Here is a 20,973-nt window from a genome sequence, read left to right on the forward strand (position 1 = left end):
TCGGAGGTGTCCCGTGGAGCCCGTGACCGACCGCATCCGCAACGTCGCCCTGGTGGGCCACGCCGGCAACGGCAAGACGATGCTGGCCGAGGCGCTGCTGCTGCGTGCCGGCGTGCTCGGCCGGATGGGTTCGGTGGAGGGCGGCACCACCGCCTCGGACACCGAGGAGGAGGAGCACCAGCGCGGCCAGTCGCTGTCGCTCAGCGTGCTGCCGTTCTCGTGGGGCGATCACCACGTGAACCTCATCGACACCCCGGGCTACGCCGACTTCGCCGGCGAGGTCGAAGCGGCGCTCCGGGTCGCCGATCTGCTCGTGTTCGTCATCGATGCCGTGGCCGGCGTGCAGAGCGAGGACGAGCGCCTGTGGCGGGTCGCGTCCGACCGCGGGATCCCTCGCATGATCTTCCTCAACAAGATGGACCGCGACCGCGCCGACTACGACCGGGTGCTCGGCGAAATCCGGGAGCGGTTCAGCCCGACGGGCATCGAGCCGGTCGAGCTGCCCGTCGGTGAGGCCGCCGACTTCCACGGGGTCGCGGACCTGGTCACCGAGCACGTGTGGCTGTACGACTCCGGCCGCGCCGAGGAGCGAGACGAGCTGCCCGAGGACATCGCGGCGCGCGAGCACCTGGACCACGAGCACCTCGTGGAGGACGTGGTCGAGCAGGACGACTCGCTGCTCGAGCGCTACCTCGAGGGTGAGCAGCCCACCGCCGAGGAGCTGGAGCGGGCGCTGCACGAGGGCGTCGACCGGGCCGTGGTGTTCCCGGTGCTGGTTGGCTCGGCCGTCGGTCCCGGCGGCCCCGTCGCCGTGGATCGCCTGGCCGAGTTCATCTGCCACGTCGGCCCCTCCCCGGCCGAGGTCCCGCCGGCGGTGGCGGAGGCGGCGGGCGACGTGGTCGAGGTGCCCTGCGACCCAGACGGTCCGGCGGTCGCCTTCGTGTTCAAGACCGCGACCGACCCCTACGTCGGCCAGCTCTCCATGTTCAAGGTGCTGTCGGGCACGGTGGCCGTCGACGACGTCCTGATCGATGCGCGCACCGGCGAGAAGCAGCGGCTGCACGGCCTCGTCCGGGTTCGCGGCGCCGAGCACGAGCCGCAGACGAGGGTCGTCGCCGGCGACCTCGCCGCGGTGACGAAGCTGATCGGCCTGGCGGCGGGGGACACCCTGGTCGCCGACGGCTTCCCGGTGCGGGTCCCCCCGCTGGAGCTGGCCGAGCCGGTGCACGCCGTCGCCATCGCCTCGGCCAGCCAGGCCGACGAGGACAAGCTGGCCATGGCGCTGCAGAAGGTCCTCCACGACGACCCATCGCTGCGGGTGCTCCACGACGAGGAGACCGGCCAGACCGTGCTGCGCGGCGCCGGCGAGACCCAGCTGCAGGTGGCGCTCGAGCGGATCACGAGGCGCCACGGCATCGAGGTGGAGGTGCGACCCCTCGCCGTCGCCTACCGGGAGACCCTGGTGGCGCCGGCCGAGGTCGAGGGCCGGCACAAGAAGCAGTCGGGCGGGCGAGGACAGTTCGGTGTGGTCCAGGTCCGCTTCGAGCCCCTCGAGCGCGGCGCCGGCTTCGAGTTCGTCGATGCCGTCGTCGGCGGCGCCGTGCCCCGCAACCTCATCCCGGCCGTGGAGAAGGGCATCGTCGAGTCGATGCAGCGGGGCGGGCCGCACGGCTACCGGGTCGTCGACCTCCGGGCCACGCTGCTCGACGGCAAGCACCACGCCGTGGACTCCGACGAGGCGAGCTTCAAGATGGCCGGCTCCATCGCCCTGCGGGCTGCGCTGGAGGCGGCGGGCTCGGCCGTGCTCGAACCGATCTCCCTGGTCGAGGTGACCGTGCCCACCGACGCGCAGGGCGAGGTGATCGGCGACGTCAACGCCCGGCGCGGCCAGGTCACCGGCACCGAGGTCGGTCCCGGTGCTGGCGAGGTGACCATCCACGCCCTGGTGCCGGCCGCCGAGCTCACCTCCTACGCCACCGACGTGCGGTCGATGACGCACGGGCGCGGGCGCTTCCGCGCCACCTTCGACCGCTACGAGGCCATGAGCGAGCAGCTGGTGGAGCGGCTCGCCGACCGGTAGCTGCGACATGGGCACCGTGCCCCGGTGGCGATGACCGGAGACTCTGGCGGGTGCCAGCAGCCCAGCGCGAACGCTCGATCCATGGCGGCGCACACATCTCGAAGGCGGACCCTCCGGCCGAAGGCACAGGGAACGACGGCGCTGGCGGTGCTCGGCGCCGTGCTGCTGATCGGCTCACCGCTGGCGCTGGCGACGGTCACGCCCCTCGCGACAGAGGGAGCTCCGGTCGTCGTCAGCGTCAACGGCACGCCCATCGACGCGGACGCGGGACAGAAGGTCGAGGGTTGCGCCGTCGTGGTCGAGGTCACCGGCCTCGACCCCGACGCGCCTCCGGTGTCCGTCGGCATCACGATCAGCGCCGTGGCTCCGACCGTGGCGGAGGGAAGTACCAGCGTCCTCGTCGAGGACGTCCGCTCGACGGAGCAGGGCCGACTCACCGCCGAGTACGACATGGCGCCGCTCGTGGAGGCAGCGGGGTTCGAGCTCAAGACCAACGGTCACCGGCTCGCCGTGGCCGTCACGCTCGACGACACCTCGGTGGGATCCCGGGAGCTCTGGCTCGCCTGCGGTGCGCCCCAGGACGGCGAGCCGCACCGCATCGTGTTCGAGGTGCGGTGGCTCGACGTCGCCGGGCAGCCCCTGGCGGTGCCACTCGACGGCACCATGCCGTCCGGCTGGCGAGACGCCTACGTGGTCCGCGCGTCGAGCAGCCGGGGGACGGCCACGTGCACGGTCCTGCCCGGGGCGGAGCAGCTGGAGTGCGACTACGACAACCCCGGCCACGGCTCGGGACCCGGCCTCGTGGTACCCGGCGGAAAGCGCCACACCTACGAGGTCGCACAGGACGGCCTGCCCGCAGGCTGGCAGCTCGACGAATCGACGGTCGGCACCTTCCTCGGACGGGAGACCTGCCCCACCGACGGGTGCGACGGCGGCGACCACGATGACGGTGGCGGGAGCCACGCCGGCGGCAGCTGCGGCGGGCACGAGGAGGAGGTGGCCGCGAGCGAGGCCACCGCTGCCGAGGACGGCGCGACGTGCCTCCACACGGTCGTCAACCAGCAGCGTGCGCCGACGGCGCCCACGCCGGTCCCGGACCCGACCACGAGCACCACCACCACGACCTCGACCACCTCCACGACGACGACCTCCACCACCTCCACGACGGTCGCGACCACCACGACGAGCGCGCCTCCGACGACCACGACGACGACTGCGGGTTCGGTCCTCCCCAGCGAGGAGACGGCGACGCCGGGCCCCTCGGGGCCGGCGACGGTCGGGGCCGTGGCGTTGCCCCGGACGGGGTCCGGGCTCGCCGGGCTGGCGCTGGTCGGGCTGGCGCTGATCGTCAGCGGCCTGGTCCTCCGGGTCGCGGAGCGGACCGGGAGCACGAAGCCACCTGGATGAAGGAGATCTCGGGCTGCGTCAGCCGTCGAAGCGGTCCCGCAGCTCGAACTTGAGGATCTTGCCCGCCGGGTTGCGAGGCAGCTCCTCCACCACCTGCAGGCGGGTCGGCAGCTTGAACCGAGCCAGCTGGGCGCCGGCGAAGTCGCGCAGCTCCTCCAACGTCGGGGCCTCGCCGCTCGGCACGACGATGGCGGTGACGGCCTCGCCCCACCGGTCGTCGGGGAGGCCCACGACCGCCACGTCGGCAACCTTGTCGTGTCCCTGCAGCACCGATTCGACCTCGGCCGGGTACACGTTCTCCCCGCCGGAGATGACCATGTCCTTCAGGCGGTCCACCACGTAGAGGTAGCCCTCGTCGTCGAAGTAGCCGAGGTCGCCGGAGTGGAACCACCCGTCGGAGTCGATGACCTCGGCGGTGGCGTCGGGCCGGTTCCAGTAGCCGGCCATCACGTTCGGGCCCTTGATGCAGATCTCGCCGGGTTCGCCGGTGGCGACCGGCCGGCCGTCCTCGCCCATGCAGGCGACGTCGGTGTACAGCGGCGGCTGGCCAGCCGAGCCGACCTTGGCGAGCGCATCGCGGGGCAGCAGGAAGCTGGCCATCGGAGCGGTCTCGGTGAGGCCGTAGCCCTGGGCGAACGGCGCACCCTTGGCCAGGTACTTCTCGATGAGCGGCTCCGGGCAGGGCGCACCGCCGACCACGAACACCCGCACGCTCGACAGGTCGGCCTGGTCGAACCCCGGCACCTGGCTCATGAACAGGTACATGGCCGGCACCCCGAACATGTTGGTGATGCCGTGCTCCTCGATCGCCCGCAGCGCCGCAGCCGGGTCGAAGGCGCGGTGCAGCACGATGTGCCCGCCCTTCTGCCAGACGAGCAGCGTGGTGACGTTCAGCCCGCCGATGTGGAACAGCGGCGCGACGACCAGGGCGACCTCGTCGGCACCCAGGTCGATGGCGTGCAGGGCGTTGACGTTGTTCCACGCGATGTTGGCGTGGGTGAGCATCGCGCCCTTGGGACGGCCGGTCGTGCCCGACGTGTACATGATCACGGCGACGTCGTCCTGCGCCGCCCGCACGGGGTCGGCCAGCGGCGCGGCGTCGGCCGCCAGGTCGTCCATCGCCGGCCAGCCGTCGTCGGCCGCCTCGGAGGACAGGTGGACCTGGCAGGGGATGTCGCCGCGGATGCTGTCGATGACCGGTCGGTGCGCGTCGTCGGCCACGACGGTGTGCACGCCTGCGTCACCGACGATGAAGCTCAGCTCGGGACCGGTGAGCCGGAAGTTGAGGGGCACGAAGGTCGCGCCCAGGCGGGCGGTGGCGAACATCGTGATGAAGAAGTTGGCGTGGTTGAGCCCGAGGTAGGCGACCCGGTCGCCTCGCGAGATGCCACCGTCGGCGAGCACCGTGGCGAAGCGGTCGATGCGGTCCAGCATCTCCGCGTAGGTCCACGTGGTGCCCTCGAAGGTGAGGGCGGGCAGGTTCGGGGTGAGGTGGGTCCGGCGCTCGATCATCGAGCCCAGGCCGAGGTCCACGTCGTCGTGCATCGTCACGCCGCAAACCTTCGCACGAGCGAGCACCAGCCCGCTCGGACGGGGCAAATCGGACATGTCCGAGCGTTGCGGCGGCGTCAGCGCCGTCCAGGGTTGACGAGAATGGCCCTTTCGGGCCATCCAGTCCCATGCCAGGTGTGCCGATGTCTCCAGCCTGACTGCCTTCGATGCATCTGCGGCGCCCGGCGCCCTGGTCGACGCCCCCGTGGTCTCGCACCCGCACCGGTTCGGCCGCGTCCTCGGACGCACCGAGCTGGCGATCGTCGCCGCGCTCGCGGTGGTCGCCCTGGGGATGGCGTGGATGTCCCCGTCGATCGTGCGCGTCGCCGGTGCCGTCGGCGTCGCGGCGATGGCCGCGGCGGTCGCGCTCGACCGTGATGCGACGGCCCTGCGGGGTCGGGTGGTCGCCGCCTTCGGGCTGACCGCCCTCACCGTCGCCGATGCCGGCCTCGCCCGGGTCGACGAGCTCGGGGACGTCGCCCTGGACTCGCTCTGGCGACCCCTCGCCGCCGTCGTGGCCTACCCGGTCCTCAGTCGGGCGATGATCATCATGGTCGGCCGGTACCGATTGGTCCGGGCCAGCGACGTCATCGTCGAGGCGGCGCTGGTGGGCTCGGCTGCGGCCATCGCCCTCCAGGTCGTGGTCAACCGCATGTCGGAGACGAGCGGCTGGGAACCCGCCGGGGCGGCCATCGCCTCGCTGGTGGTCGGCCTCGACGTGGCGCTGGCCGTGGTCATCGCCCGCCCCCTCACGTCCGCCGCCGCACGTCGCGGCCCGGTCATCGTCGTCGCCGTCTCGGTCGCCGGCCTGCTCATCGGGCACCTGGTCGCCGCCATCCAGATCGCCAACGGGGTGACGCCCGGCGTCGCCGCCATGGCCCCGATCGCCCTGTCGCTGCTCGCAATCGGCCTCGGGACGCTCTACGACGCGGCTGTCGATCACCCCACCGTCATCCCGGTCGAGCCGCCCCTGTTCTCCGCCTCGCACGCCGGGATCGTCGTCGTGGCCGTGATCGCCGCGCCGGCGGTGCTGGCCGCGCAGGTGGTGTGGGACGTGTCGGTCTCCGGCGCGGTCGCCGTCGGCGCGGGTGTGATCGGCACGGTGCTCGCCGTGCACGTGGTGAGCCTCCTGCACGAGCGGGCGAGCAGCGAGCACCAGGCGACCCACGACGTCCTCACCGGACTGCCCAACCGGCTGCTGTTCACGGACCGCCTCGAGCGGGCGCTCGCCCACGCCGTGCGCAACGACGTCCCGGTCGGCGTCCTCTACATCGACCTCGACCGCTTCAAGGACGTCAACGACACGTTCGGGCACGAAGCCGGTGACCAGCTCCTGCGCGAGACGGCGAGGCGGCTGGCCGAGTGCGCCCGACACGAGGACACCGTGGCCCGCCTCGCGGGCGACGAGTTCGCCGTCCTGCTCCCGCACCTCCGGTCCGCCGACGACGTCAGCCTCGTCGCCGGCCGCATCCTCGATGCGCTGCGCGAGCCCATCGACCTGGGACGCTTCGCCGTGCACAACCTCGCCAGCGTCGGTGCCGCCGTGTTCCCCCACGACGGCAGCGAACCCGGTGACCTCCTGAGCGCAGCCGACGCCGCGATGTACCGGGCCAAGGAGCGCGGCGGCGCGGTGGTCGAGATGTTCAGCGCCACCCTGCACGAGCAGGCCGCGACCCGCCTCGAGCTGGAGACCGCGCTGCACCGGGCGATCGCCCAGGACGAGCTGGTGCTGTACTACCAGCCCATCGTGGAGGCATCGGACGGTCGCACCAGCGGCGCGGAGTCCCTGGTCCGCTGGATCCACCCCGAGAAGGGCATGATCCCGCCGAACGACTTCATCCCCGTCGCCGAGCAGTCCGACCTGATCATCGAGCTCGGCAACTGGGTCATCCGCGCCGCGTGCGAGCAGCTCGCCGAGCTGGCCCGCCTCGGGTTCGGCGATCGCTTCGTCACCATCAACGTGAGCCCCCGCCACTTCCGGGAGGACCTGGTCACCTCGATCACCCGGGCGCTGCGCGACACCGGCGCGGACCCGGCCCGCCTGGTCGTCGAGCTCACCGAGAACGCGGCGGTCGAGGACGTGGAGCTGGTCGCCGAGCGCCTGCGGGAGCTGCGCCAGCTCGGCATCAAGGCCGCCATCGACGACTTCGGCACCGGCTACTGCGGCCTGCAGTACCTGGGCGAGCTCCCGGTCAGCACCCTCAAGCTCGACCGCTCCTTCGTGCAGGCCATGACGCCGAGCGCGGCGGCCATCGTCGCCGCCACCATCGCCATGGCCAAGACCTTGGGGATGACGCTGGTGGCCGAAGGGGTCGAGACCGAGGACCAGCGCAAGTTCCTGGTCTCGCAGGGCTGTGACCGCATGCAGGGCTACCACCTGGGTCGTCCGATGCCGGCCGCCGACTTCGTCGAGCGGCTGCAGGCCGAGGACCGCGAGGACGCCGACGCCCGCATGCGCCAGGCGATGGCCGACGTGGTGCCGGCACTGCCCTCCCTGGTCGACTGAGGCCTCGGTCGATCGAGCTACTGGCAGCGGCGGTGTTCCGCCCCCGCGGCCAGGACCGGTCAGCTCGGTGGGCGCTTGGTGGCCTTCTTCGCCGCCTTCTTGGCCTTCTTGGTGACCTTCGCGGCGGCCTTCTTCGCGACCGCCTTCTTCGCGGCCGCCTTCTTGGCCGGGGCCTTCTTGGCGGCCGCCTTCTTCGGCGCCGCGGACTTTGCGGGCGGGGGCGCGCTCGGCTCCTCCGGGGTCGTCACCACCGAGTCGGCGCCACCGAACTCGTTGCCGACGTAGCTGTCGGCGTTCCAGTCGTTCTCCCAGCGGTCGTCGCCGAGGTGGTAGCGGAAGCGGTACGAGCGGCTCGGCTCCAGGGACACGGTGGCCGACCAGCGACCCTCGGCATCGGTCTGCATCGGATCGGCCGTCTCCGACCACTCGTTGAACTCCCCGACGACGGCGGCCTGCTCGATGGCGAGCTCGGCCGGGAGGTCGAAGATGACGTCGAAGCGTCCGGTCTTCGGGTTCCAGTTCTTGGTGAGCACGTGATCCCTTTCGCCGAGAGCGCGGGTGCCGCGCCGGTCCTGCGCCAAGTGGTACCCGATCGCCGGGCGAAGCAGAAGGGCCGAATGGCCCGCGACGTTGGGGTCGGCGCCATCTGCGCCTAGTGGTGGAAGGGACCAGCTGACGATCAGAAGGGGAATCGCCATGCGCCCAGGTACCTCGTCTCGGCGCGCACGCCCGGCCATCTCGGGCCTGCTCGCCATCGCTGCCATGCTCGCCGCCACGTTCCTCGCTGCCGCTCCGGCGGCCGCCGAGCACGACGTGCAACCGGCCCGGTTGGAGGGGGACACGCGCTTCGCCACCGCGGCCGCCATCGCCGACTTCGATCACCCCGACGGATCGGGCGTGGCGCTGCTGGCCAACGGGATGGGCTTCGCGGACGCCCTCGCCGCATCGCCGCTGTCGCGATCCACGATCGCACCGCTCCTGCTCACCCACCGCGACGACGTCCCGGCCGCGACCGAGCAGGCCTTCACAGACCTCGGCGTGCAGGAGGTCGTGCTGCTCGGCGGCACCGCCGCCATCAGCGCCGAGCTCGAGGCCGAGCTGCAGGCTCGCTTCGACCAGGTCACCCGCTTCGAGGGCGACACCCGCTTCCACACCGCGGCCGCCATCGGCGCGTCGATCGACGCGTCCCCCAACGCGGACGTCGGCGAGATCGATGGTGAGCGCACGGCGATGATCGTGAACGCCTACGCCCCGGCCGACGCCGTGCTCGCCGGATCCTTCGCGGCCGGCCAGGCGAACCCGTTCCCCGTCCTGTTCACCGAGCAGGGGATCCTCACCCACATCACCGAGGACGCGCTCGGCGACCTCGGCATCGAGCACGTGATCATCGTGGGTGGCGAGCTCGCCGTCGGCGCCGGCGTCGAGCAGCGCCTCGCCGACCTCGGCATGGACCCGACGCGCCTGGGTGGCCAGGACCGCCTGGAGACCGCCACGCTCGTGGCCGACCACGCGCAGCTGACGCTGGGCTGGGACACCGACCTGGTCAACCTGGCTCGCGGCGACAACTTCGCCGACGCGCTCGCCGCCGGCCCCTACGCCGGTCGCACCGGGTCGCCCATCCTGCTCACCGAGAACCCATCCGTGCTCGGCCAGAACACGGCCACGTGGCTCGAAGCCGAGTGCCCGGCCATCAGCACCATCCGCGCCATCGGCGGCCAGGCCGCGGTCACGACCGCGACCCTCGAGGCGGCCGAGCAGCGGGCCGAGTCCTGCCACGCCGGCACAGAGACCGCGCAGACCTTCATGGTCGCCCCGATGGAGGCCGTGGAGGCCGATCCCGGTGATCGCTTCGAGGCCGAGGTGATCGGCCGCTACGACGACGCCTCCTTCACCGGTCCCGTCGACGTGGCCATCTACCCTTGTGCGTACACCGACGTGGTCGGCTCCGGTCCGGACACCTTCCAGGACGCCGACGGCGACCAGGCCGCCGACTTCCGCGGTGAGTCCGACGGCGACTCCGCCGCCATCGTCGACATCAACGGCGACCCGGTCGGTCCCGCCGGCTACGTCGATGGCGCCACCCCCGAGGGCGGCACCCTGCCGATCGGCGTGCTCGCCGGGTCCGCCGACTGCGTCGTCGTCGCCGTCTGGGAGGACGTCGACGGTGACGGCCACCTCGACGTGGACGGCAACGGCGAGCCGACCGAGCCCTACGGCGTGACCGAGATCGCCTGGGGCTGAGCCGCGATCACCGGCGGGCGCTCACGGCTTGCCGTGGTCGTGACGGTCGTCGCGGGAACCGGGTACGGGGCTGCCGTCGGCCCGGTGCGGTGCCGGCGCCCCCGGCTCCGGGAACTCATCAGCGCGAGTGCCGCCGGGTACCTCAGGCTGGGTGTCGGCCTTCGGTCGGTTCCGGTTCTGGGCCGCCATGTACAAGATGACGACGACGGCGATGCCGATCACGGCCATGAGGATCAGGAGCATGCGCATGGCGCGTTCGTTCCCGATCCCGAACGGCCCCAGACGTCCGTTTCCCGGAGACCGGGAGGTGGGCCCGTGCCTAGGGTTGGCGCCCATGGCCGAGACCCCCACCAAGATCCTCCTCGAAGAATCCGAGCAGCCGACGCAGTGGTACAACGTCGTCGCCGACCTGCCCGAGCCGATGGCGCCGCCGCTGCACCCGGCCACGCACGAGCCGGTCGGCCCCGACGACCTGGCACCGCTGTTCCCGATGGCCATCATCGAGCAGGAGGTGTCGACCGAGCGCTACATCGACATCCCGGGTGAGGTGCTCGACGTCTACCGGCTGTGGCGGCCGAGCCCGCTGTTCCGCGCCCACCGCCTCGAGCAGGCGCTCGGTACGCCGGCCCGCATCTACTACAAGTACGAGGGCGTGAGCCCGGCCGGCTCGCACAAGCCGAACACGTCGGTGCCCCAGGCGTACTACAACAACGCCGAGGGGGTCACGAAGCTCACCACCGAGACCGGCGCCGGCCAGTGGGGCTCGGCCCTCGCGTTCGCCACCGCCCAGTACGGCATGGAGTGCGAGGTGTGGCAGGTCGCCGCGTCGTACCGCCAGAAGCCGTACCGGCGGGCGATGATGCAGGTGTGGGGCGCCACCGTGCACTCCAGCCCGTCCGACGTCACCGACTACGGCCGCCAGCTGCTGGCCGAGGACCCCGAGCACACCGGCAGCCTCGGCATCGCCATCTCCGAGGCCGTGTCGGTGGCCGCAGCCGATCCCAACGTCCGCTACGCCCTCGGCTCGGTACTGAACCACGTGCTGCTCCACCAGACCGTCATCGGCGAGGAGGCCCTGCTCCAGCTGGCCAAGGTGGGGGAGACCCCCGACCTGCTGGTGGGCTGCACGGGCGGCGGCTCGAACTTCGGCGGCCTCGCCTTCCCGTTCCTGCGCGAGAAGTGGGCGGGGAAGATGAACCCCACCATCCGCTGCGTCGAGCCGGCCGCGTGTCCCACGCTCACCAAGGGCGAGTTCCGCTACGACTTCGGCGACACGGCCGGCATGACGCCGCTGATGAAGATGCACACGCTCGGCCACGGGTTCGTGCCCGACCCCATCCACGCCGGCGGCCTGCGCTACCACGGCATGGCGCCGCTCGTGTCCCACCTCTACGAGCTGGGCGAGACCGAGGCCATCTCCATCCCCCAGCTGGAGTGCTTCGGCGCTGCCGTGCAGTTCGCCCGCTCGGAGGGCATCATCCCGGCGCCCGAGCCCACCCACGCCATCGCGGCGGCGGTGCGCGAGGCGCTGGCGTGCAAGGAGACCGGCGAGGAGAAGGTGATCCTCACCGCGCTGTGCGGTCACGGCCACCTCGACCTGGCCGCGTACAACAGCTACTTCGAAGGCGAGATGGTCGACATGGACCTCTCCGAGGACGCCATCGCCGCAGCCATGGCCGAGGTGCCGACGGTCTAGGACGACTCCGGGACCCGGCGGAGCTTCCACACCTGCTCCGCCGGGAACCGGTGCGCCCACCAGCCAGGGACGGCGAAGCGGTCGTCGGACGGGTCGGCCGCGTGGAGCTCGAGGTGGTCTTCCACGACGAAGCCGGCGTCTCGGAACAGGCGCATCCAGGCGGCGATCCCGAGGTTGAACTCGACGCCGCCGGGGTCGACCGCCACGTGGCGCCAGTCGAAGCGTTGCATGCCCCGCCAGTCCCGGTGGAGCGTGGCGTCGACCGGTGAGCCGTCGAGCGGCGTGCACACCATGGCCAGCGGGTGGTTGCCGAGGAAGTGGAGCCGACCTCCGGGCTTCAGCAGCCGGGCCGCCTCGGGGATCCACACGTGGGGGTCGCACCAGATGGCGGCGCCGTACTCGCTGACCGCGAAGTCGAAGCCGGCGTCGGGCTCGGACACCGCCTCGGCGCTCTCCTGTCGGAGGTCGATGTCGAGGCCGTGCTCGTCCCTCAACCGACGGGCGGTGGCCAGCTGCTCGGCGGACACGTCGATGCCGACGACCTCGGCACCGCGCCGGGCCATCCAGGCCGAGACGTAGCCGGTGCCGCAGCCGAGCTCGATCGCCCGCATGCCGGTCATGTCGTCGGGAAGCAGGCCGACCTCGTGGTCCGGTGCGCCCCAGCTGCCCCACGTGGGTTCGGTCGACGCCCAGTTGCGCTCGCCGGAGGCCACCCACTGGTCGGCCATGCCGTCCCAGTACCGTGCGTTCTCGGCGGCGTGCTCGGGCAGGGGCCGGTCGGTCACCGGCGGGACGCTACGCCTCAGTCGGCGACGAGGTCGGCGTAGTCCTGGTGCTCCTCCACGAAGCGGGCCACGAACGGGCAGGTCGCCACGACCGCCCCGCCGTCGGCCCGGATGTGATCGAGCGTCTCGCGGACGAGGACCTTCCCGAGGCCCCGACCCCGGCCCTGGGGGAGGACCTCGGTGTGGTGGAGGTCGAACACGTCGCCGTCCCGCCGGTAGTCGATGAGCCCGACGTCTTCGCCGGAGCTGCGCAGGGCGAAGCGGTTGCCGTCCTCGTCGTGCTGGAGGTCGATCTGTTCGGGTGCTTCCGCGGACATGGGCACATCCCTACCCGACGGCGCGTCCCCCACCACCTTGACCGCCGGGTCAGGCAGTTGGGTACGCTCGTTGCCAACATGGGGATCCAGGGGGACAAGTGACGACCACCGAACCACGCACCGACCGCGGCGCCGAGCTCGATCCGGACGAGCTGCGGCGACGCTACGAGCTCGAGCGGGACAAGCGGCTCCGCGCCGACGGCAACGAGCAGTACGTCGAGATGACCGGGCAGTTCGCCCACTACCTCGAGGATCCCTACGTCGCGCCGCAGGAGCGCGAGCCCCTGTTCGACGACGTCACCGTCGCCCTCATCGGCGGCGGGTTCGCCGGCCTCATCACCGGCGCCCGCCTCAAGGAGGCCGGCATCGACGACGTGCGCATCATCGAGAAGGGCGGCGACTTCGGCGGCACCTGGTACTGGAACCGCTACCCCGGCGCCCAGTGCGACGTGGAGTCCTACATCTACCTCCCGCTGCTGGAGGAGACCGGCTACGTCCCCAAGGAGAAGTACACCCGGGCGCCCGAGATCCTCGAGCACTGCCACCGCATCGCCCGCCAGTACGAGTTGTACGACAACGCCTGCCTGTCCACCGAGGTGCAGGCGATCGACTGGGACGACGAGCGCGACCGCTGGGTGATCCGGACCAACCGCGGCGATGCCATGACCGCCCGGTTCCTGATCATGGGCAACGGCCCCCTGCACCGGCCGAAGCTGCCCGGCATCCCCGGGGTGGAGTCCTTCCGCGGGCACACCTTCCACACCAGCCGCTGGGACTACGACTACACCGGTGGCGGCCCGGACGGGAACCTCGAGAACCTGCGCGACAAGCGGGTCGGCATCATCGGCACCGGCGCCACTGCCGTGCAGTGCGTGCCCCACCTGGCCGAGTCGGCCCAAGAGCTCCACGTGTTCCAGCGGACGCCGTCGTCCATCGACGTGCGCAACAACCGCCCAACGGACCCGGAGTGGGCGGCGTCGCTGGAGCCGGGCTGGCAGAAGCGACGCATCGAGAACTTCACGGTGCTCACCTCGGGCGGCATGGCCGACGAGGACCTGGTCATGGACGGCTGGACCGACATCATCGGCAAGCTGCTCGTCCGCTTCCGCCAGAGCGACAACCCCGATCTCACGCCCTCCGGCATCGCGTCGACGATGGAGCTGGCCGACTTCGACAAGATGAACGAGATCCGCTCCCGGGTGGACGAGCTGGTGCACGACCAGAACACGGCCGAGGCGCTCAAGCCCTGGTACCGCCAGTTCTGCAAGCGGCCCTGCTTCCACGACGACTACCTGCAGGCGTTCAACCGGCCCAACGTCCACCTGGTCGACACCGACGGCCAGGGCGTCGCCCGCATCACCGAGACGAGCGTGGTGGTGAACGGCCCCGACGGCGAGCGCGAGTACGAGCTCGACTGCCTGATCTACGCCACCGGGTTCGAGGTCGGCACGGCCTACACCCGCCGAGCCGGCTACGACGTCACCGGCGCACGCGGCCAGACCCTCTCGGACCACTGGGAGGGCGGCATGCGCTCGCTGCACGGCATGCACGTGCACGGCTTCCCCAACATGTTCCTGCTCGGCCACGCCCAGGGCGGGTTCACGGCCAACTACCCGCACCTGCTCGAGGAGGCCAGCCTCCAGCTGGTCCACATCCTGCGCCACGCCATCGACAACGACATCGACCAGCTCGAGGCCACCGAGGAGGCGGTCGAGGAGTGGATCCAGACCCTCGATGAGAAGGCCCGGGACATGCGCTCGTTCCAGCAGTCCTGCACGCCCGGCTACTACAACAACGAGGGCATGCCGCTGCAGGGAGCAGGCCTGATCGGCGCCAGCTACGGCGAGGGGCCGATGGCGTTCTTCCGCCTGATGGCAGAGTGGCGTGAGTCCGGCGACATGGCCGGCCTCGAGCTGAGGAGCCAGTCATGACCATGACACCCACGCCGGTGTTCACCACCGACCGGCACCGCACGGATCTGCCGAACCCGATCCTCCCGGAGTTCTGGGTGCGGTCGGCCGAGGACATCGACGCCGACCTCGCCGTGCTCCGCGCCGAGGGGCCCGTGTTCCTCCCCGAGCCCGAGGTCCCCGAGGGCATCCCGCTCCCGCAGGGCCCGGGCGCCTGGGTGGTCACCAACCACGCCGACATCCTCCACATGTCCCGGCATCCGGAGCTGTTCTCCTCCGCCCAGGGCATCGTCGTGATGGACCAGCCCATGCAGATCGTCGAGTACTTCTCCTCGATGATCGCCATGGACGACCCCCGCCACGCCCGGCTGCGCCGCATCGTGTCGGCCGGCTTCACGCCCCGGATGCTGAAGCGGCTCGAGGACTCGGTCCAGGGCCTGGCCGCCCAGATCGTCGACGACATCATCGACCGGGGCGAGTGCGACTTCGTCGTCGACGTCGCCGCCCGGCTGCCGCTCAAGATCGTGTGCGACCTCATGGGCGTGCCCGACAGCCAGCTGCAGTTCGTGTTCGATCGCACCAACGTGATCCTGGGCGTCGGAGATCCCGAGTACACGCCCGAGGGCACCGACATCCTCACCGCGCTCCTCACCGCCGGCCAGGAGCTGTCGGCGCTGATGGACGAGGTCGCCGAGTCCAAGAGGGGCGGCGACGGCACCGACCTCACCAGCATGCTCGTCAACGCCGAGCTCGAGGACGACCGGCTCACCCACGCCGACCTCGCCAGCTTCTTCATCCTCCTCGTCGTCGCCGGGAACGAGACCACCCGCAACGCCATCGCCTGGGGCCTGCACCTGCTCACCCAGCACCCCGACCAGCGGGAGATCTGGGCCGACGACTTCGAGGGCGTTGCGCCCACCGCGGTCGAGGAGATCGTGCGCATCGCCAGCCCGGTCACCTACATGCGCCGCACCGCCACCGAGGACCTCGAGCTGCACGGGCAGGCGATCCAGGCCGGCGACAAGCTCGGCATGTTCTACCTGGCCGCCAACCGCGACGAGGCCGTGTTCGAGGACCCGCACCGCTTCGACGTCCGACGCTCGCCGAACAACCACGTCGGCTTCGGCGGTCCCGGCCCGCACTTCTGCCTCGGCGCCCACCTGGCCCGGCGGGAGATCACCGTCATGTTCCGGGAGCTGTTCCACCGGCTGCCCGACATCCAGGCATCGGGCCCACCCGAGCTGCTGCTGTCGAGCTTCATCCACGGCGTGAAGCACCTGCCGGCCACCTTCACCCCCGGTGGCGCCTGACGCGTAGCCTCCGCGGCATGGCCGATGTCAGCGTGTCCAGGGAGATCGCGGCTCCGCCGCAGCGCGTGTGGGAGCTGATCTCCGACATGACCCGCATGGGCGAGTGGTCGCCCGAGGCCACCGGTGGGAGGTGGCTGAAGGGCGCCACCGGGCCGGCTGCCGGCGCTCGGTTCAAGGGGACGAACAAGGCCGGCTGGCAGCGGTGGTCCACCACCTGCGAGGTCGTCGACTGCGTGCCGGGTGAGCGGTTCAGCTTCGCCGTCACCGCCGGTCCGGCCAAGGTCGCCACCTGGTCCTACGACATCGAGCCCACCGACGACGGCTGCCGGGTCACCGAGTCCTGGACCGACCAGCGCTCCTCGTTCTTCGCCGGCGTGAGCAAGCGGGTCACCGGCGTGAAGGATCGGGCCGAGCACAACCGCACCAACATGGAGCGGACGCTCGAGTCGCTGGAACGCGCCGCCACCTCGTGAGGTGACCGAGCCGGACGACGCCTGGTTCCCGGCGGCGCTGGAACGAGCGCGGGCCGGAGAGGTGGCAGGCTTCGACGCCCTGGTCCGGCACCTCGACTCCCGACTCGTCGGCTTCGCCCGGGCCCGGGGGGCCGATGATCCCGAGGGCCTCGCCGACGAGGTGCTGGTGCAGATGTGCCGCTCGATCGACTCCTTCGAGGGGAACCTGACCCAGCTGCGGGCGTGGGTGTTCACCATCGCTCGGAACCGTCTCGTGGATGAGCGTCGTCGCTTCGGCCGCCGCGTCGACGAGCGCCCCACGGAACCGTCCCGCCTGCCCGACGCGCCGGCCGTGGAGGACGGCCTCGCCGCCGACGAGCGCGAACGGGTCGACGCCCTGCTCGCCGGGCTCACCGAGGACCAGCGCGAGATCGTCGTCCTCCGGGTGGTCGTCGGTCTGAGCGTGGAGGAGACCGCGAAGGTCGTCGGGCGCCGACCTGGAGCGGTCCGGGCCCTGCAGCACCGAGCGCTGCGCTCGTTGCGCGCCGAGCTGGTGGGAGAGGGGGAGTAACGCGATGACCCTCGATGACGTTCCTCCTGACGAGATGCACCTGTTCGGCCTGACCCGCGACCCGCTCGACGCTGCCCTGCGCGGCGAGTCCGACGACCCGGCCGTCGCCGCGATCGTCCAGGACGTGCGCGCCGCCTACCTGCCGGAAGGTGAGCGTCCCCGATCGCCGGCCTTGGCCGCCTTCGCCGGGACCGGCGACGATCCGGCCGTGGCGCTCGAACCGACCCCCCGCCCTCGCGTGGGCCCTGTCGCGGTGCCTGCGGTGCCCCTCGGCCGGCGCGTCGCCGTCGGCGTGGCCGCCTTCGCGGCCACGATCACCGGCAAGGTCGTCCTCGGGGGTGCCGTTGCCGCGGCCACCATCGGCGGTCTCCACGCCAGCGAGGTCGTCGACGTGCCGCTGCTGCCCCACACCCGGCCGGCCCAGACCGTGCCGTCGACCGTTCCGGAGACACCGGAGCTCCCCGATGCCGTCGACCTGCCGGCGACCCCCGCTCCCATGGACGACCGCTGGACCGCAGGCGGCGAGCGGACGACGGAGCTCGACCGCTCCGAGCCTGCGGCCACACCGGCGCCGGCGCCCACACCCGGTCGCACCGAGACCGTCGATCCTGCGGCACCGGCGGACGAGCGTCGCGGTGCCGCCGACGCTCCGGCCCCCACCTCGGATGCGGCACCCGACTCCCCACCGGTACCCGAGGGGCCTCCGGCGCAACCCCAGCCCGATGCCGAGCCGGCACCTCCGCAGGCCGGCGATCCCAGCGGTCCGTCCGGTCCTGAGACCGGCGGCGATGCGCCCGACGGCGCCCCCGAGCAGCCCACGGAGCCGCTGCCGGAGCCCGGGGCACCGCCAGCCGACGAGCAACGCACTCCGTCCCGGCCGTGACGGCCGGCGCCGTTCGCCCCTGAGCGCACGGGAGCACAGCTCCCTCGTTCGAGGACATCGAGCGGCACCGGGGACCCGCCCCCGGGGCCTCTTCGCACCCCCGTAGCCTCCCTCCCATGGACGTGCCGGCGGAAGGGTTGCACGCAGTCTTCGACCGACTCGTCCCCGACGACGTCTGGCCGGCGGTCTCCGCCGCCGGCCTGGATCGGTACCTCCTCGAGCTGGCGGCTGATCCGACCACCGCGGCCGGCCACGATCGGATCCTCGCCGCCGTCGAGGAGCTCAGGCGACGTGCGGGCGGTGACCTCGCGGCGCTCGCACCCGGTGACGTCGACGCCCTGATCGCCGCGCTCGACCCCGAGCGCAGGGACGTGCTCGTCCAGGCCGCGGCGCGCGCCTACTACGGCGATGGCCTCGGCGTCGGCGCCCGCATGATCGGGTACCGACCCCAGCCCGGTCGTGGACCCGGTGCGCCGGTGGTCGAGCCGGTGCTGCGGACCTCGGCGCTCGACGACGTCGACGACGCCTGGGACGTGCTCGTGCTCGGTGCCGGCGCCGGCGGGGGTGTGGCGGCGTGCGTGCTGGCCGAGGCCGGTGCGCGGGTGCTGGTCGTCGAGCGCGGGGAGGATCGGCGCGCCCTGGAGGTCGGACGGGATCACCTGCGCAACCACCGCACGAGCATCCACGGGAACAACACCGGCCCCTCGGCCCCGGGGAACCCGCGGGTGGTCGGGTCGGCCGACGGGACGGCCGTGGTCGAGGCACCCCACGACCCCCGCTGGCACAACGACGCCATGGTCGTGGGTGGCGGCACCCGCGTGTACCAGGGGATGGCGTGGCGGTTCCTGCCCGACGACTTCCGGATGGCCTCGACCTACGGGGTGCCGGAGGGGTCCTCGCTGGCCGACTGGCCCATCACCCACGACGACCTGGTCGACCACTGGGACTGGGTCGAGTGGGAGGTCGGCGTGTGCGGCGACCCCGCCGGCCACCGGGCGCTGGCCCCCCGCCGGCGCGGGTACCCGATGCCGCCGCTGCCGGCGAACGCCGAGGCCGCCACCCTCGCCCAGGGCGCGAGCTCGCTGGGCCTGTCCACCGGGTCGGTGCCCATGCTGTTGAACTCGGTGCCCCACGCCGGCCGGGCCCGCTGCGTGCGATGCGGCGAATGCGTCGGCTTCTCCTGCCCGGTCGATGCCAAGAACGGCTCGCACAACACCGTGCTGCCCCGGGCCCTGGCCACGGGCAACTCCTCGTTGGTCACCGGGTGCCGGGCGGTGGAGATCACGACCGATGCTGGGGGCAGGGTGACCGGTGCCGTGCTGGTCGACGAGGCCACCGGTACCTCGCGGTCCGTGCGAGCCGGCCACGTCGTCGTGGCGTGCGGTGCCATCGAGACGGCCCGCCTGCTGCTCGCCAGCCGCAGCGACCACCACCCCGGGGGGCTGGGCAACGGCACCGATCAGGTCGGCCGCCACCTCCAGGGGCACGCCTTCGTGTCCGCCTTCGGCACCTTCGACCACCCGGTGGTGGACCCCGACGGACCCGGCGTGAGCATCGCCACCCTCGACCTCGCCCACGGCAACGCGGACGCCGACGGCGTCCCGCTCGTGGGCGGCGGGGTCGTTGCCAACGAGATGGTGAAGCTGCCCATCGTCCACTGGTCCTGGGCGCTGCCCCCGGACGCGCCGCGGTGGGGTGCGGCGGCGAAGGCAGCGATGCGCGACACCTACCGCACCACCGGCCACCTGTTCGCCCAGGTCCAGGAGGTGCCCCGGCCCGGCAACCGGGTCACGCTCGCCCCCGACGTGCGCGACGGCCTCGGCCGCTCCGTCGCCCGCCTGACCGGCGAGGCCCACCCCGAGACCGTGCGCACCACCCGCCACATCGCCGACCGGTCGCGGGCGTGGATGGAGGCGAGCGGTGCCCGGCGCACGTGGAACGACCGCATCCCCACCGGGCTGCTCGCCGGCCAGCACCAGGCCGGCACGTGCCGGATGGGCACCGACCCGGCCACGTCGGTCACCGACCCCGACGGACGGGTCCACGGCCACGACAACCTCTGGGTCGCCGACGCGTCGGTGCACGTCACCAACGGGTCGGTGAACCCCGTCCTCACGATCATGGCGCTCGCCCACCGCCTCGCCATGACGTTGACCCGCCTCTGAAAACTGGCAGTCGTGGTGTAGCGCGCTACCGCAGCACTGCCAGTTCCAGGTTCCGTTGCCAGCTTCAGGTGGGGGCGACGCGGAGGTCGGCGACGTGGGTGCCGACGTGGTTGGTGATGCGCCGGCGGGGGTCGAACACCTCGGTGCGGTCGGTGCCCTCGACCTCGGCCAGCACGTGGCCGAGCGCGACCTCCGACGCCGGGCGGCTGCCGTCCTCGGCCTTGATGGCGATGCCGAGGCCGAGGCGGGGGACGACGGCGAGCTGCACGCCCTCGGCGCCGGTCTTCACGAGGACCTCGCCGTCCGCCGCGGCGAGGAGGTCGGTGCAGAGGCGGCCGGTGCCGGCGACGAACCAAGGTTCGGCGACCATGGCGGCGGCCAGCCGTCGGGCCGCGTCAACGCGCGCGGGCGGCCACTCGGTCGGTGTGCCGAACCCGGCCGCCGCGGTGGCGATGGCGTGCAGCGGCATCGGGTGGACCGGGATGCCGCAGCCGTCGATGCCGGCCTCGGCCGGGTCGAGCGCGGTCCGGGTGGTCTCGGCGAGCGCGGCCCGGACCAGCTCCTGCACGGGGTGGCCGGGCTGGATGTAGCCGGCGGTGTCGACGCCGAGGTGGCGGGCGACGGTGAGGAAGCCGGCGTGCTTGCCCGAGCAGTTGTTGCGGGCCGCGGTGGCCCCCGGGTCGACGTCGCGGTGGGCCTGCTCGACACCGCACTCGAGGTCGTCGGCGGTGCACCCGATGCGGGTGAGCCAGGCATCGACCGCGGCGACGTGGCCGGGTTCGCCGTTGTGGGAGGCGCAGGCGAGCGCGAGCTGCACGGGGCCGAGATCGAACGCATCGGCGGCACCGGTCTCCACCAGGGGCAGGGCCTGCAGGGGCTTCACCGCCGAGCGCGGGTGGGTGAGCCGGTCCGGGTCGCCCCAGCACCGGGTGACGTTGCCCTCGACGTCGGCGACGACGGCGTGGACCACGTGGCGGCTCTCGACGTGCGGGCCGCGCCAGAGCTCGACCATGAGCGGTTCGGTCATGTCGGAGGACCCGAGCCGACAGGCGAGGGGACCCATGTCACGGTGCCCTTCGGCGGCGGAGCCGCCAGCCCG

Annotated in this window: 17 protein-coding genes; 11 read left to right on the forward strand and 6 right to left on the reverse strand. The window is 72.2% G+C overall.

The window, feature by feature from the left end:
- Positions 1–22 precede the first annotated feature (22 nt).
- Positions 23–2,080, forward strand: a complete 2,058-nt coding sequence (fusA, locus tag RGQ06_RS06980) for an elongation factor G (RefSeq protein ID WP_432427288.1) — start codon at positions 23–25, stop codon at positions 2,078–2,080.
- Between the two features lie 147 nt (positions 2,081–2,227).
- Positions 2,228–3,487, forward strand: coding sequence for a hypothetical protein (locus tag RGQ06_RS06985; protein WP_432427287.1), 1,260 nt, complete (start codon positions 2,228–2,230; stop codon positions 3,485–3,487).
- An 18-nt stretch (positions 3,488–3,505) separates the two neighbouring features.
- Here RGQ06_RS06985 and RGQ06_RS06990 read toward each other — a convergent pair whose 3' ends face one another.
- Complete coding sequence (locus tag RGQ06_RS06990) at positions 3,506–5,032, reverse strand: acyl-CoA synthetase (RefSeq protein WP_432427714.1); 1,527 nt, start codon at positions 5,030–5,032, stop codon at positions 3,506–3,508.
- Between the two features lie 211 nt (positions 5,033–5,243).
- Here RGQ06_RS06990 and RGQ06_RS06995 point away from each other — a divergent pair, with 211 nt between their 5' ends.
- The gene (locus tag RGQ06_RS06995; RefSeq protein WP_432427286.1) at positions 5,244–7,544 is read left to right on the forward strand and encodes a putative bifunctional diguanylate cyclase/phosphodiesterase; all 2,301 of its coding nucleotides are present in this window, start codon (positions 5,244–5,246) and stop codon (positions 7,542–7,544) included.
- A gap of 59 nt (positions 7,545–7,603) precedes the next feature.
- Here the strand turns inward: RGQ06_RS06995 and RGQ06_RS07000 are convergent, their stop codons facing one another.
- On the reverse strand, positions 7,604–8,077 hold the full coding sequence (locus RGQ06_RS07000) for an isoamylase early set domain-containing protein (RefSeq protein ID WP_432427285.1): 474 nt from the start codon (positions 8,075–8,077) through the stop codon (positions 7,604–7,606).
- A gap of 163 nt (positions 8,078–8,240) precedes the next feature.
- Here RGQ06_RS07000 and RGQ06_RS07005 point away from each other — a divergent pair, with 163 nt between their 5' ends.
- Positions 8,241–9,785 (forward strand): cell wall-binding repeat-containing protein, encoded by a 1,545-nt coding sequence (locus tag RGQ06_RS07005; protein WP_432427284.1) that lies wholly within the window; start codon positions 8,241–8,243, stop codon positions 9,783–9,785.
- Positions 9,786–9,806: 21 nt separating this feature from the next.
- Here the strand turns inward: RGQ06_RS07005 and RGQ06_RS07010 are convergent, their stop codons facing one another.
- Positions 9,807–10,034, reverse strand: coding sequence for a hypothetical protein (locus tag RGQ06_RS07010; protein ID WP_432427283.1), 228 nt, complete (start codon positions 10,032–10,034; stop codon positions 9,807–9,809).
- A gap of 85 nt (positions 10,035–10,119) precedes the next feature.
- On the opposite strand from RGQ06_RS07010, the gene RGQ06_RS07015 reads away from it, so the two are divergent.
- Positions 10,120–11,481 (forward strand): TrpB-like pyridoxal phosphate-dependent enzyme, encoded by a 1,362-nt coding sequence (locus RGQ06_RS07015; RefSeq protein ID WP_432427282.1) that lies wholly within the window; start codon positions 10,120–10,122, stop codon positions 11,479–11,481.
- Here RGQ06_RS07015 and RGQ06_RS07020 read toward each other — a convergent pair.
- Positions 11,478–12,266 (reverse strand): class I SAM-dependent methyltransferase, encoded by a 789-nt coding sequence (locus RGQ06_RS07020; protein WP_432427281.1) that lies wholly within the window; start codon positions 12,264–12,266, stop codon positions 11,478–11,480. The genes RGQ06_RS07015 and RGQ06_RS07020 overlap by 4 nt on opposite strands.
- A 17-nt stretch (positions 12,267–12,283) precedes the next feature.
- Positions 12,284–12,583, reverse strand: a complete 300-nt coding sequence (locus RGQ06_RS07025; protein ID WP_432427280.1) for a GNAT family N-acetyltransferase — start codon at positions 12,581–12,583, stop codon at positions 12,284–12,286.
- A gap of 98 nt (positions 12,584–12,681) precedes the next feature.
- Here RGQ06_RS07025 and RGQ06_RS07030 point away from each other — a divergent pair, with 98 nt between their 5' ends.
- The 6 genes from RGQ06_RS07030 (at position 12,682) to RGQ06_RS07055 (ending at position 19,874) form a co-directional block, all read left to right on the forward strand.
- The gene (locus RGQ06_RS07030; protein ID WP_432427279.1) at positions 12,682–14,514 is read left to right on the forward strand and encodes a flavin-containing monooxygenase; all 1,833 of its coding nucleotides are present in this window, start codon (positions 12,682–12,684) and stop codon (positions 14,512–14,514) included.
- Positions 14,511–15,803, forward strand: a complete 1,293-nt coding sequence (locus RGQ06_RS07035) for a cytochrome P450 (RefSeq protein WP_432427278.1) — start codon at positions 14,511–14,513, stop codon at positions 15,801–15,803. Before RGQ06_RS07030 ends, RGQ06_RS07035 begins: the two co-directional genes overlap by 4 nt.
- Before the next feature lie 17 nt (positions 15,804–15,820).
- Positions 15,821–16,276 carry an SRPBCC family protein gene (locus tag RGQ06_RS07040; protein WP_432427277.1) on the forward strand — a complete coding sequence of 152 codons (456 nt, stop codon included), beginning with the start codon at positions 15,821–15,823 and terminating at the stop codon, positions 16,274–16,276.
- Between the two features lies 1 nt (position 16,277).
- Complete coding sequence (locus RGQ06_RS07045) at positions 16,278–16,826, forward strand: RNA polymerase sigma factor (protein WP_432427276.1); 549 nt, start codon at positions 16,278–16,280, stop codon at positions 16,824–16,826.
- A gap of 4 nt (positions 16,827–16,830) precedes the next feature.
- Positions 16,831–17,709, forward strand: coding sequence for a hypothetical protein (locus RGQ06_RS07050; RefSeq protein ID WP_432427275.1), 879 nt, complete (start codon positions 16,831–16,833; stop codon positions 17,707–17,709).
- Positions 17,710–17,825: 116 nt separating this feature from the next.
- Entirely contained in the window at positions 17,826–19,874 is a 2,049-nt protein-coding gene (locus RGQ06_RS07055) for a GMC oxidoreductase (RefSeq protein ID WP_432427274.1), read from the forward strand.
- Between the two features lie 64 nt (positions 19,875–19,938).
- Here RGQ06_RS07055 and RGQ06_RS07060 read toward each other — a convergent pair whose 3' ends face one another.
- Entirely contained in the window at positions 19,939–20,901 is a 963-nt protein-coding gene (locus tag RGQ06_RS07060; protein ID WP_432427273.1) for an asparaginase, read from the reverse strand.
- Positions 20,902–20,973 lie beyond the last annotated feature (72 nt).

Source organism: Salinilacustrithrix flava (genome assembly GCF_041228405.1).
Lineage (GTDB): Bacteria > Actinomycetota > Acidimicrobiia > Acidimicrobiales > Salinilacustritrichaceae > Salinilacustrithrix > Salinilacustrithrix flava.